Here is a 13,642-nt window from a genome sequence, read left to right as displayed (position 1 = left end):
CCTGATTTACAAAAGTTTTTTAAGATCAATCATTTTTAAAATCACTATCAATAATGGTGGTACCATCATCAATAATCCAAATAAAAATTGATTATTAAGGCTAATACTAGAAACAAGTGATGATGAAATAGTAGTTACAGCTATCTGTATAAATCCGAATATTGCCGATGCTACACCAATCTCTGTGTGTATCTCCTTATAGGCACAAATATAAGTAGCTGTATATTGAAAAACATTCCCGCAAAAAGCTAAAGCACATAATACAACAATTACTTTAGCATCTAATCCAAAAATAAAATAGGACAAAGCCAGTAATATACCACTTAGTGCAGAAAAAGATCCACAATAAAGTATTACCCTATCCATATCTAATTTACTAATCTTATTTTTAAAGATTATTAAAAATATTGCTGAAGGTATAATTACAGTTGCTGATAAAAATGAAAACTCAACAGCAGAAAATCCTAATCTTACCTGGAAGAAAAATGGTGAAAGTGTTGCAAATACAAAAACCAGCGATAATGCCAAACCGCTACATATTGCATTAAGGACAAAGACCTTATGAGATAATATTCTCTTATATGACTCTAGAAGCTTATAATTACTTTTTGGTATAGCTTCTAGATGTAAATACTTAACAATCAAAACTGTAATCGCAAGTGCCATTATTGAATGCAAAGCAAAATTACCACGCCAACCAATAGTCTCTTGGATAATTCCTCCAGTAATCGGAGCTAGAGGTGGAGTTAATGAAACTATACTAGTGATTACAAGACTAGCCTTTGCAAGTGATTGGTTATCACTAAAAACATCTTTCATAATTGCACGAAAAGATACAAAAGAACTACCCATTCCAATACCTTGTAAAAAGCGAAAAAATAACAACTGCTTTTCACTTTGAGCCAGCATACACAAAATACTTGCAATACAAAATACCAAATATCCAGCTAATAATGCTTGTTTGCGACCATATTTGTCAGATAAGTAACCAAATCCAAGCATCGAGCATGTCATACCAAAAAAGTAGATTCCAACGGTTAGTTTAATATCTTTGGCAGCAGCATGAAAATAATCTGCGATATGTGGTAGTGATGGTGTAAAGCTGTCAGTAGCAAATTGTGACATCAAACCAAAAAGACAAATTATGAGAATAACTGTTTTATCAGATGATATTTTTTTAAAAGGATCATTAGACATAATGCCAATCCCAAATTTTTAAAAGATTAAATTTTGAAGAGATTATAGACTAAATATTAGCTTTGGAAATATTTTTTAAATGAATCTTTATATTTAACTAGTTCATCATAAGTAAGTAAAAACACACCATCTCCACCATCAGCAAAGCTTAACCATGTAAATGGAATATCAGGACATATCTCCATAAGAGCATACTGACTATTGCCAACTTCAACTATTAATACACCAGCTTCTGTCATATACTGGTCAGCTTCAAGAATTATTCTTTTTGCCAAATCTAAACCATCATCTCCAGCTTCTAGAGCAAGCTTGGGCTCATAATGATACTCTTGTGGCATACTGCTTAAATCTTCTCTATCAACATAAGGAGGATTTGAAACAATCAAATCAAACTTTTGACCATGAAGATTATCAAATAGATCAGACTTCACAGCTTTTACCCTATCACTTAACTGATGCTTTTTGATATTATGATTTGCTACAGCTAAAGCATCATCAGATATATCTACCAAAGTTATATTTGCATCCTCAAAGACATTACTACATGCAATACCTATACAACCACTACCAGTACACAGATCTAGTACATTAGTGACATCATCAATATCATTAATCCATGGAGAAAAATCATTACGGATAAGCTCTGCAATTGGCGAGCGAGGAATAATAACTCGCTCATCAATATCAAACTCCATATCTGCAAACCATGCTTTCTTTAAAATATATGGTAATGGCTTACGTTCACATGTTCTTTGATATACATAATTTATGATTTTTTGCTTTTCTTCTTTTAAAAGTCTTGCAGCAACCATATTACTATCAATATCATGAGATACATTTATTGCACTAAGTACAAGATGTACCGCCTCATCCCAAATAGACTCTGATCCATGACCAAAGTAAACATTATTTGCCGTCATTTCAGAGATACTCCAACGGATATAATCTCTGATTGTATGTAGATTATCTATAATATCTTGTTGCTTTTCGTTTGAATACATTTATTAACCTTTCTTCCATGTAGTACCAGTTGCACTATCTTCTAATACTATTCCTTGATTTTGAAGCTCATTTCTAATCTCATCAGCTCTAGCATAATTTTTATCTTTTTTAGCTTGAGCACGCTCTGCTATAAGCTTCTCAATTTCGCTAGCATCTACATCATCACCCTGCTTGAAGTAATCTTCTGTATCAGTAAATAAAATACCCAATACATCACAAAGCTTACGTAGTAAAAATGCATAACCACTAGCTTTATATTTATTTGTTGTTTTTAATGTATTTATCTCTTTAGCCAAGCTAAATAGAACTGCTAAAGCTTCCGGAGTATTAAAGTCATTATCCATAGCTTTGATAAACTTCTCTTCATACTCGTTAGCATCATCTGGTAGATTTACCTCAACTGGCTCTATATCTCGAAGAGCATTAAATAATCTCTCTACCGATGCTCTAGCGTTATCTAGATTTTCTTTTGAGTAATTAATCTCACTTCTGTATACAGTAGAAGCTAAGAAGTATCTTATAACTTCAGGATGATATTCCTCTATGACCTCGTTGATAGTGAAGAAATTATTCAAAGATTTTGACATCTTTTCAGCATTAACTTTTACCATACCTGAATGTAACCAATAGTTAGCAAAAGTACATTCATTACAAGCTTCAGATTGAGCTATTTCATTTTCATGATGTGGGAATCTTAGATCAGAACCACCAGCATGGATATCAAAAGTATCTCCTAGAAGCTTCTTTGACATTGCTGAACACTCTATATGCCAACCTGGACGACCGGCACCCCATGGTGAATCCCAAGCTGGCTCACCTTGTTTTGCCATCTTCCAAAGTACAAAATCCATAGGATTTTCTTTTTCTTCAACAACATCAACTCTTGAACCTTGCTCAAGTGCTTCAAGATTTTGTTTACTTAATTTACCATAATCAGCAAACTTAGCAACCCTATAAAACACATCACCATTAGTACCTTGATAAGCGAATCCTTTCTCAACCAGAGTTTCAATCATAGCTATCATTTCAGGGATAGTTTGAGTAGCTCTTGGCTCTTTTGTTGGTCGTAAGATATTTAACTTATCAAATGCATCATGCATTGATTTGATAGTTCTCTCAACTAACTGATCTGTAGCTTCACCATTTTCATTGGCTCTTTTGATAATCTTGTCATCGATATCTGTAATATTACGCACAAAAGTAACATCAAAACCACGATACTTGAAGTATCTATTAATAACATCAAAGGCTATATTTGTGCGAGCATGTCCAATGTGGCAATCATCGTAAACCGTAATACCACAAACGTACATCTTGATTTTGTTAGGTTCAATTGGCTTAAATTCTTCTTTTTTACCAGATAAAGAGTTATAAAAAATCATAAACAAAAAGTCCATCTCTCGAATCTTATAATATAAGTTATCAGTATAACTAAATTTTAGTATTTTTGGAAAAAATCTTAATAACTGAAGTTCTTATAAACTATATTCAAATATGGTGAAACATTATTAAGCTCAGTCATTGCATCACAACCACCGCTATATGCTCCACATCCACTATCAAGATAAACCCTAGAAGAAGTATTACAATTGCCATTGATAGTACAAGTAAAACCATCTGGCATTGCATAAATCCTACCACTACTATCTCTAGCAATTTGATAATTTGCTCCATATATAGCCACGCGGCTTATCAGTGCTGAATTTTGGACATCTTCAACATATATATTATTATTAGTGATAATAAATAATGCTCCATATTTAGCTATAATTTTTTGAATTGTCTGTCCAGAAAAAATATTAGTCAACACTAGTGATGGTGAAGATACTCCATAACTATATAGATATTTATAGACAGTATTATTATTGAAATAGACTATATAAAACTGTGTTGCATTTTTCTTGATAATAACTGGCTTATTGGTAACATTAGCTGTTAAAACTGATTTAGTTGAACCTACTCCATCACCCAGTGTATAAGGAGCATCATAATTAAAATCTATAATATTAGTACCTTGAAAAATTAATGGTACTGCACCAAATAGTGTAAATAAACTATCAGGGACTAGTGTGAAAACCTCTTTATCATTAAAATTGGTTGTGCCAGTTACAAATCTATCTGTTAGCGTAGCCGCATAAGTTTTAGTAATTGAGGCATATGTTGTCCGATAGACATCTATATCGTAACTACCACTTCTAAGAAATTTCTCCAAAATCATTAACTTCGGCACATCTTCTACATTATCAAAGTACCATGCCACATTAACAATATCACCACCATCAAACTCTTCTAATCCAGAGACCTCTTTCCAGTTTGATAAAGATACTTCTGCTGTTGATGGATTATTCTTGATATCATTGAGAGTAGTTGAGGAAGTATAAACCCTATCCAAATCATAAACAGCTAAATACAGAGTCCATTGACCATTCTCAAGACCCCAACCAACACTAAAATGATAATAACTCAAAGCCAAAACATCAGGGAAAGTCATAGTAAGAGTATTGCCATATATATTGATAGTAAAACTACGTGAACTATTTAAACAAGGCCCTCTATAATCACCATGATCATGGTGAGCGTCCCAAGAGTTCTCTGATACAACTATTCTATTTCCACCGTCCTCTGGCTTATGACATAAAATATACTTTATATTACCATTACCTTGCTCAACAATATAATCAGACTCTGAGCCAGTACCATCATATCCATCTATTATTGGCTTTCGTAAATACCCAATATAACCACCTTCAACGGGAGCTGCATTTTGACTTCCAATTTTATAATTATATTCTGCTTGACTCATAGCTTCAGCATTAACATATGGTAAATTTAGAGGAATGACTGACCTGTCATACTGAGTCATAACAGAAGAACCTGGCAATATATTATAGATGAACTCTCTTACATACCTATTAATTTCTCCCTCAAAAAATCTGTGAGTATACTTATAGCTAAGCAGGTATGGCTCTGACTCGTATAGATCAGCATTACTATCTTCATATAAGAATTTTAGACCTGAAGAATCAATATTGGTCTGAAACTTATAACCATCTATAGTTTCTTCTTTATCTTGTAAAGTATCTAAATTACCTATAATACCACCAAAATATCCCTCATCTACGCCTATATTTTGCTTTTGACCTAATATAGTACTAACAGCTAAAGAGTCTATTCTATAGTTATACGCAAGTGCTGATATTACCACTAATATTACAAAGGCAAATATTAAAGATGCTAATAGTGCAGAACCTTTAATTTTTTTCGTCATTCTTAATAACCTATAAGTTAATTATCTTATGAAATGCTTGCCCATCTAAATCAAAAGATACCTTAAGTGATGGATAGTTAGAAGTACTGACATCTACATCAGTAGAAACACTATTCCATGTTACATTACCATTACTAACGGTTGCATATTCAACATGCAAATCACTTACTCCTCTAACCAATTCAAAAACACCACAACCATCTTTTGGAATATAGTCAACATCCAAATCATTTCTACAATCAGAATCATTACTTTTAATATAAACATACAAAGAAAAAATTTTTTGCCCATTATCATCAACTACTCCACTATCTCTGATATATAAGATTTGTAAGGAGTATTTACCAACATAATCTCCAGGATAATAATCACCACCCTGAGGGGCTCTTGAGAGATCAACAATATTACTTCCACTATTGATACTAGTCGCTTTCACGAGATTAATATACTTTTTATTACACAGAAACAAATAATCTCCCACAGATATATCTTCTACTGAAGTAGTATGTAATTCTGAACTAGAAGAGTTTATTTGTGTAAGATAAACACTATTCTCTTCTTTTTTAATCATGATATAATCAGTTCCTGCTTTAAAACAATTACCTGAACAACCTTCTTCAAGAGACTTTGCAGCATGATTAGAAGTCGTCAAAGGCAACTGACCTACTTGAATCATTGCTGAATTATAAAAAAAGTTATCAAGAGAATCGGAAGTACTATCATAATATGTTTGATTTAAACTACCAAAGTTACAAGCAAAACCAACATCTTTAATAAAATCATATAAGAAATTTTTGACAAGCAATTCCTTGGATTCTGTAGTTGTTTTATCTTTATATTCTTTATAGCTTCGTTTGACTCCCATATATGTATTAATCAATGCAGAAAGAACAATTATCCCAACCACTGTAGCAACTAAGAGTTCTATTAAGGTAAAACCTTTTTTATTTCTTTTATTGTAAAATATTAGCATTTCTATCCTCTACTATAAAACACACCAAGAAGGAAGTAAATCTGCATCAATATTATATGGCGTACAATGCCACTTAATTGCCGGTGTAACATCAGCATTTGTCATTGGCCCGACTATTATATATGCTCCATAAAAGTCAAAAGGTGGATTTTCCATCGGTTGTGTTGTGTTTAGCTGAGTATTACCTAAATTTAATAATACCATTGTATTACTAGAATGCTTCTCTGTACTAGCTGACAAGTATTGATTCCTTGCTGCTTCTATATCTGCTAATACGGCCGGATCGTCAATTACACTTGCATTTTTCTCTATATATATTTCATTGGCACGACGCATATATGGACCAAGCTCACGATCAATAATATCAGCAACTGTTATAGGTGCATAAGCTCTCTTGATAATTTGTAATGAAAAACTAGAGTTCGTTCCCACAAACTCACGTATGCCACTACCACTATCAACCCTACTAAAAGTCAAATCTCCGAATGAACTATCATCAAAACTTCCAGTTAGCATATAGTTATCTACTCTAGACTCTAACTCATTTGCCAACTCAACTTTTTTCTCAGTTAAAACCGCGTTTGATAATATATTTCCAATAGCATAAAAAGCTGCAATAAGAACAAATATACCTAATATTGAAGCTATTAATACCTCAAGAAAGACGAATCCCTTAAGATTTTTAACACTTATGTTCTTTTTGCTTCTTCTCAAAATATACAGTCACATTAAATAAGCGATTATTGGTAGATAGTATTTTAACATAAAAATATTTATTTAGTTCCAAACCATCTTGACCTTAATCTTAAACTAATTCTTGATGAACAATTCCAAAACTCAAATAACCTGAAATATTTTGAGCTAGCTTATTCATTTGCGAACCATCTTGATTTAAAAGGCTTATTTTATCATCACAATCAGCATTTATAGCACATTCTAAGCCATTCTTAATACCAAAAAGCTCTCTTGATATAGTCCTATAAAACTGTAGATTATTGTTATTGTTTTTTTGAATTTTGTTTGAGTTATTTACTACCCCTCCCCAAAGAATCTTATATTCTAGATTAGTATCTTTTTGGGCAGTTATTGTTACATTTATTGGTTTATCTTTATACGCAGTATAGTCTAAGTCAACAAATAATGTTTTCTTAGAAACATTCAAACTAACTCTCTTAATATTCTCAGCAACAGTATCAATACTATATTTAACATCCGCATCAGAAACATCTATAGACTTGATATCGATATCATTTCCAATTAAGTAAAAAATCACTTTATTATCATCTAATGATATATCTGTATCACAACTAAAGTCTATAAATCCTTTATAACCATTCTGACTATCAATAAGTTGGCAATTAATAGCATATACTAAGTTAGAAGCTAAAATAAAAATAGATATCAATAAGGCAGATTTTAGTTTTAACATATTATTTATCTATATTTGAACCGTTTCAATTCGCTGATTATTAAAATTTTCTATATATACTTTGCTACTAGTAACTATAAATTTTAAACCGTATTTAACTATTATACTCTGGATCTTTTGCTTAGGATATACTACTGGATTTGATACGTTTATGAGCTTCGTATTAATAGTATATAAGTACTGATAATAATGATCTCCTTTATAGACTAAAATATAATTACTGTACTGATCCTTTCTCACAATTATTGGAGCATTTTCTATAACTCTATCTAAGTTCACTTGTTTTTTACTAGTATCAAAAGAGCTTCCTAAACCATATACTACAAGTTTATTCCCAATAAAAAGATATAAAAAACTTTTTGCGAGAGTTCTTGTTGGATCTAATACTTGCACATAAACATTATTATCACCAATCTCTACTCTAGTATCTATGATATCTTTTATTGAAGTTATATATCTATTGTTAGACTGATCATACTCAACATCTTGGATAATTACATTTATATTACCTACATTATCTTTGCGCGTAGACAAAACTATTAGACTTGGCATTGACTCATCTGACTGATAATACCAATCTAATGTTACTATATCTTTTGGTGTATCAGTCACTTTGATTGGTGTTGATAAATCTAAGATTGCTTTAGATAAATTATTTACTAGATTAGTTAGCTTGGTTTTGAATATATATAAATGTTGTTTATCATATATTGCCAATAACATTTGCCAACTACCCTTACTAAGTTGCCAACCAATTTTTAAGCTATAGTTTTCAGAAAGATCTAAGTTTTTTAGATTTATTATTTGAATATTCTTGTTTACTGATATTAATAGCCAGTCATACTCTTTCTTAAGAAAACCAATATAACCTCGCTCTGTATCACTAATATGCCCACTTGAATTAAGTCTATAAAACTTCTGTGAATTATTCATTCTAGCAACATCAATATACGGAACATTGATCGGCACTAATGATGAATCATAATTAATCATTGAATGATGAGGTAGCTTTTTATACAAAATCTCCTTGTTTAACATTAATTTATCTCTATAGAAAAGCTTATGTTCTATATCCATACTTATAGCCGCAGGCTGTGAGTCATATAGATTTATCGTGACATTTCTATTAGAAAATATAGGTTGACTACTTTGTAATGTATTCTCTATATGATAGCTCCCAAAGCTAGTATCTCCTGTGGCAATAGTACCTTTTTGAGATATTTCTTGGATATATTGTTGTTCTACTGTTGATGCTATCTCTTGTGATTGCAAACTTTTTATACTTAATAAATTATATCTAACAATATAGCTAAGACTCGATACTGTAATTAATACTACAAAAGCAAATATCATCGCAGGCATCAATGATGATCCTGTTTTTTTTGTAAAAGTTACTAAGCGAAAATAACTCATATTAGCACTACTTTATCATAATATTGATTGTTGGATTGAAACGATATTTTTAGAGCTTTTGCATTTATTTGATCAATATTAGTATCTTGTAATATTTCTTTCCAACTAAGCTTATCTTTATCTAGTATCGCATAAGCCAACTTAAGGTTAGAAACACCTTCCACAAGAGGATATGTAACTGCATTGTTATCACCACTTTTAACAAACATATATAAAGAGTAAGTATATTCACTTGGATTCTTTAGAGTAGCTACCGCAGCTGTATAAAAGATTTGGATATTTATCTTACCTGCATAATCACCTTTATTAAATTCGTTAGTTGGTGCTGAAACCAACTTAATCGCTTTTGTAGTATTATCAGCTTTTAGTACTTTCACAATATCAATATAATCATTATTACAAAGTGCTAAATAATCTCCCTTTTGCCACTGCTGAAAATCTTGTAAATACAAGCTTAAATTTAATGGTTTTTGAGCAAGCTCGCTTGATGAGCTGTCTGTTTTAATCATTAAGTAATTTGTATTCGGTTGATACAAAAATTTTTGCTTAGTATATAGAGACTGTTGAAGAAATCCTTCTATCGAAGATATCTTTCCCACTCTAACTGATGAAGCATTATACAAAAATTTAAACTCTTGAGGATTTTCTCCAGTTCGATTTATGTAAGTCTGATGATTATCTCCATATTTACATGATAGTCCAGCATTGATGATAGCATCTGACAATACTTTCTGAGTAGAAATAATTTTTATATTTTGCTCGGTATTAAGCTTGGCTTTGTTGTAACTTTTTTTGGTAGAAATATATATATTAACAGCGATTGTAATTACAATAATCGAAATAGTAATGCCAACCATAAGCTCGACTAACGTAAAACCCCAAATAATTCGGTTTCTATAAGTTTGAGCCATATTTGATAATTTCCTTAGAGATACATAAATTGAAGTCTTTATTTTTAGCAACAAACTTAGTTAACTTAGAATCATTAACTTTTTTCTGAAAGAAATAATCATCATCGATAGTTTTTGTATTAAATTTACCTGTTAGAATATAATCAGCTATCTTTTTATCTAACTGCTGTATTAGCTGTGTTTTCTTTTCTGCTATTACTGAAGTAGTTATTGATGAATTTATTATCAAAAATGATGATGATAAAACAAACAAAATCAGTCCTGACGAAACTATACTCTCGACTAGAGATGCCCCTTTTTGTTTATTCGCATTATAAAACTTATACTTAATCATTCAGTCATTTTTTCTTAAAAAAATTTCTGCAATATACTAACACAGCTATATTTTTAAGTCACTTTTTCAAAGGTTTAATTTTTAATATCTTACTTAAGTTCTAAAATAATTTCTTCTAAAGAGCCGTTTTCAAAACGATATGGTCGAACGATGAACATTTGTTGCTCCCAAATATCATCTATAGATGGATAATGCCCGAATAAATTGATTAACAAGTCAATAACGGTATCTACTGGATATTCAGATAGATCCAAATCTGCTAATTTTTCTACTGCGTACACAGGTGCGTTAGCTTTTATCAAAAACTTATTATTTGCTAAGGTTATCCATGGCTCTTTAACAAGATGAAACTCATCTGAAATTCTACCAATCATTATTGTTAACAAATTATCTAATGTAATAAAGCCTATAAGCTTGTTCTTTTTGTAAACTAATGCAAAGTGTGGTTTGCCTTGTTGAAATTTACGTAAAACATCAATCAACTGATCATGATGAGATACTTTCAATATTGGTCTAAGATTCTCTTGTTGTGAATCATTATCTAAAGCACAAAGAATATCTTTTGTATGAATAACTCCAATGATATTATCTTTATTGCCTTGATAAACAGGATATCTTGTGTACAAATTTTCTTTAACTACTTCAAGTTTTTCTTTATTTGATAGATTATAATTAATCACAACCATCTCTTCGATAGGTCTCATAGCATCAATTGCTTGTAGATGAGAAAACTCAACCATCCTTAGCAATATATCTCTATGCTCTTCTGTAAGTGGCTTCTTAAGATGGCTACTCTTTAGGATAATTTTGACTTCATCTGTAGTATAACCATATTCAGCCTCTGCTACCGTATCTAATTTAAACAACTTTAAAAGCTTATTAGCTGTAACATTTAATACCCAGATAAAAGGAAACATTAACCAGTAAAATATATACAACGGTATACACGTCAATAAGGATAGTTTCTCTGTTTGTCTAATAGCCATCGATTTAGGCATAAGCTCACCGATCACTATATGTAAGAATGATATAATCGCAAACCCAGTTGCAAAAGCAATGATCTTTGACAAACTTCCTGTAACTCCAAAAAACATAAAAACAGGTTCTAAAATCTCAGAAAAAGCAGGCTCACCAATCCAACCCAAACCTAATGAGGCTAGTGTGATACCAAATTGACAAGCTGAAAGATAAATATCGATATTAGTATGAACTTTATAGAGTATTTTACCTTTCAACCCTTTTTTCTTACTTAAAATCTCAACCTGAGAGCTTCTTATTTTAACTAGTGAAAATTCAGCGATGACAAAAAAAGCATTAAGTAAAACAAAGCCAAAAGCAACAATTAGATAGACAACATTATCGTATTCAATCATTAATATTTCTCTAGTATCTCGCTCTACCTAATACTAACACACATAAAATAGTATTCAAAAAAAGTAATATACTTGGCAACATACATAACATATACAGATAAAAGTCAGCTTGAGAGTAAAGTGTAAAAATAGAATAAATAGCTATAATCAAGCCAACCAAAGAAAAGCTTAACTTACCAATATTATCATATATAACTTGTGCCCAACCTTCAACTTTATCAAAGACTTTACTTGTTGGTTTCCAACCCTGGGGCTTATTTAGATAATAATTTATTTCTGCTTTTATACCACACCAAAACACAAATGATGACAACATAAACATTGCAATATAAATTTGAGAAATTTTACTTATAAAACTACCTTTTATATCACCGTATAGATAATACCAAACACTTAGGATAAGCAACGGAATAAGTGTCACATTTACTATCGACACAAAAGCTATATTATTTCTTGGAAAAATAACCAATAATAATGCAAATATCGGAAAACCTGAAGCTACAACCTTAAATAATAAATATAACATATCAAGCTTCACTCTAAAGTTCAGATTGGAAGAGCTTATAATATTTGACATATATTTATGCATTACTTGCATACCGCCAAAAGACCATCTTAACCACATTTTCTCAAACTCTTTGAGAGATGTAGGAACCCACTCTCCAGTTTTAAGAAAAACAGGCTTACTATTAAACCCTGCTTCATAACACCTAAATCCAGCTGCAATATCTTCTGTGACCATAACTTGAGATTTATAATATTCTTCCCATTTAGATGTTGCTTGTAGCGCTTGTTTGCTCCATATACCATTGTGCCCTTGATAATTACAGTAGCCATATTTACCTACAAACTCATTAAAATAGCGAATTGTATTTTGGAAAATACTGGCGACCTTAGTAACTAAATTAGTACTATAGTTAGTACTTTCTATCAAGAAACTAACAAAACCAAGCTTAGAGTCTTTTTTAAACTCTGGTAATCCTACTTTTAATGCACTTTGAGGTAAAGTTGAATCAGCATCGAGAAACAATACATAATCAAAATTAATATATTGCATTGCAACATCAAGATTACGTGGTTTAAAACCCTCTGTACCATTTCTATGTATAAACTTACAACTTATGCCATCTTGCATATTGTGCTTGTTAACATAACCTTGCCATTTCAAGAAGTCTGGATGATCTAAATCACTGTTATCAACAATTATTATCTCGATTTTATCAGTAGGATAATCAAGCTGATATGCCGAATCAAAAGTTAATTTACAAACATCAAAAGGTTCATTACGTGTGGTTATAACGACAGAACACCCTAGTTCTTCATCAGTTTCCTGAAAATTCTTACTTTTACCAAAAAGACTATCAATGAAACAATGAACACTCAAAATAATTCTATAACCAAGTAAAAAGAAAGTTGGTAACAATATGCACAATATCAACATTGATATAAATGGATGAGAACTATAATCAACGCTCAATATCGCAATTGTAGTAAATACCACAAAAATAAAGCTTAATAATACATATATTATCGTTATAAGATTTAGCTTACGAGACTTAGATGTCACGAATAGATAGACAACAAAACAACACAAAAAAGATAATAGCGCTATACTTGCAAAAGTCTCACCAACCTGTGAAAGACCATAAAGAACGAGTAAAGCTGCTATAAGAGATAACAGTTTTTTCATAAAAAATCATAGAATCCAAATGATGAGAATTTTACTCCAAAAAAGTACCACT

Annotated in this window: 12 protein-coding genes; all 12 read right to left on the bottom strand. The window is 31.1% G+C overall.

Going from position 1 to position 13,642, the window contains the following annotated elements; genetic code table 11:
• Positions 1-6: 6 nt before the first annotated feature.
• Complete coding sequence (locus ACKTR7_RS04675; RefSeq protein WP_407877234.1) at positions 7-1,197, bottom strand: MFS transporter; 1,191 nt, start codon at positions 1,195-1,197, stop codon at positions 7-9.
• A 56-nt stretch (positions 1,198-1,253) separates the two neighbouring features.
• Complete coding sequence (prmB, locus tag ACKTR7_RS04670) at positions 1,254-2,198, bottom strand: 50S ribosomal protein L3 N(5)-glutamine methyltransferase (protein ID WP_407877233.1); 945 nt, start codon at positions 2,196-2,198, stop codon at positions 1,254-1,256.
• A 3-nt stretch (positions 2,199-2,201) separates the two neighbouring features.
• The gene (cysS, locus tag ACKTR7_RS04665) at positions 2,202-3,581 is read right to left on the bottom strand and encodes a cysteine--tRNA ligase (protein ID WP_456237544.1); all 1,380 of its coding nucleotides are present in this window, start codon (positions 3,579-3,581) and stop codon (positions 2,202-2,204) included.
• Positions 3,582-3,658: 77 nt separating this feature from the next.
• On the bottom strand, positions 3,659-5,467 hold the full coding sequence (locus tag ACKTR7_RS04660) for a hypothetical protein (RefSeq protein ID WP_407877231.1): 1,809 nt from the start codon (positions 5,465-5,467) through the stop codon (positions 3,659-3,661).
• 10 nt (positions 5,468-5,477) lie between these two features.
• Complete coding sequence (locus ACKTR7_RS04655; protein ID WP_407877230.1) at positions 5,478-6,440, bottom strand: PilW family protein; 963 nt, start codon at positions 6,438-6,440, stop codon at positions 5,478-5,480.
• A gap of 12 nt (positions 6,441-6,452) precedes the next feature.
• Positions 6,453-7,154, bottom strand: coding sequence for a type II secretion system protein (locus tag ACKTR7_RS04650; RefSeq protein WP_407877229.1), 702 nt, complete (start codon positions 7,152-7,154; stop codon positions 6,453-6,455).
• A gap of 91 nt (positions 7,155-7,245) precedes the next feature.
• Positions 7,246-7,869, bottom strand: coding sequence for a hypothetical protein (locus ACKTR7_RS04645; protein WP_407877228.1), 624 nt, complete (start codon positions 7,867-7,869; stop codon positions 7,246-7,248).
• Positions 7,870-7,878: 9 nt separating this feature from the next.
• Complete coding sequence (locus tag ACKTR7_RS04640) at positions 7,879-9,282, bottom strand: hypothetical protein (RefSeq protein ID WP_407877227.1); 1,404 nt, start codon at positions 9,280-9,282, stop codon at positions 7,879-7,881.
• Positions 9,279-10,193: a prepilin-type cleavage/methylation domain-containing protein gene (locus ACKTR7_RS04635; protein ID WP_407877226.1), complete on the bottom strand. Its 915-nt coding sequence runs from the start codon at positions 10,191-10,193 to the stop codon at positions 9,279-9,281. Before ACKTR7_RS04635 ends, ACKTR7_RS04640 begins: the two co-directional genes overlap by 4 nt.
• Positions 10,177-10,524 (bottom strand): type II secretion system protein, encoded by a 348-nt coding sequence (locus ACKTR7_RS04630; protein WP_407877356.1) that lies wholly within the window; start codon positions 10,522-10,524, stop codon positions 10,177-10,179. Before ACKTR7_RS04630 ends, ACKTR7_RS04635 begins: the two co-directional genes overlap by 17 nt.
• 92 nt (positions 10,525-10,616) lie before the next feature.
• Positions 10,617-11,900, bottom strand: coding sequence for a hemolysin family protein (locus ACKTR7_RS04625; protein WP_407877225.1), 1,284 nt, complete (start codon positions 11,898-11,900; stop codon positions 10,617-10,619).
• A gap of 10 nt (positions 11,901-11,910) precedes the next feature.
• The gene (locus ACKTR7_RS04620; RefSeq protein WP_407877224.1) at positions 11,911-13,590 is read right to left on the bottom strand and encodes a glycosyltransferase; all 1,680 of its coding nucleotides are present in this window, start codon (positions 13,588-13,590) and stop codon (positions 11,911-11,913) included.
• Positions 13,591-13,642: the final 52 nt, after the last annotated feature.

This window comes from Francisella sciaenopsi, assembly GCF_045862875.1.
GTDB classification, from domain to species: Bacteria; Pseudomonadota; Gammaproteobacteria; order Francisellales; family Francisellaceae; genus Francisella; species Francisella sciaenopsi.
This window is presented reverse-complemented; position numbering and strand designations above follow the sequence as displayed.

What these genes read in the sequence shown, in the direction of transcription:
- ACKTR7_RS04675 (WP_407877234.1), bottom strand. Translation starts at nt 1,197, where the DNA reads ATGTCTAATGATCCTTTTAAAAAAATATCATCTGATAAAACAGTTATT.
- ACKTR7_RS04660 (WP_407877231.1), bottom strand. Translation starts at nt 5,467, where the DNA reads ATGACGAAAAAAATTAAAGGTTCTGCACTATTAGCATCTTTAATATTT.
- ACKTR7_RS04645 (WP_407877228.1), bottom strand. Translation starts at nt 7,869, where the DNA reads ATGTTAAAACTAAAATCTGCCTTATTGATATCTATTTTTATTTTAGCT.
- ACKTR7_RS04620 (WP_407877224.1), bottom strand. Translation starts at nt 13,590, where the DNA reads ATGAAAAAACTGTTATCTCTTATAGCAGCTTTACTCGTTCTTTATGGT.
- ACKTR7_RS04625 (WP_407877225.1), bottom strand. Translation starts at nt 11,900, where the DNA reads ATGATTGAATACGATAATGTTGTCTATCTAATTGTTGCTTTTGGCTTT.
- ACKTR7_RS04635 (WP_407877226.1), bottom strand. Translation starts at nt 10,193, where the DNA reads ATGGCTCAAACTTATAGAAACCGAATTATTTGGGGTTTTACGTTAGTC.
- cysS (WP_456237544.1), bottom strand. Translation starts at nt 3,581, where the DNA reads ATGATTTTTTATAACTCTTTATCTGGTAAAAAAGAAGAATTTAAGCCA.
- prmB (WP_407877233.1), bottom strand. Translation starts at nt 2,198, where the DNA reads ATGTATTCAAACGAAAAGCAACAAGATATTATAGATAATCTACATACA.
- ACKTR7_RS04640 (WP_407877227.1), bottom strand. Translation starts at nt 9,282, where the DNA reads ATGAGTTATTTTCGCTTAGTAACTTTTACAAAAAAAACAGGATCATCA.
- ACKTR7_RS04655 (WP_407877230.1), bottom strand. Translation starts at nt 6,440, where the DNA reads ATGCTAATATTTTACAATAAAAGAAATAAAAAAGGTTTTACCTTAATA.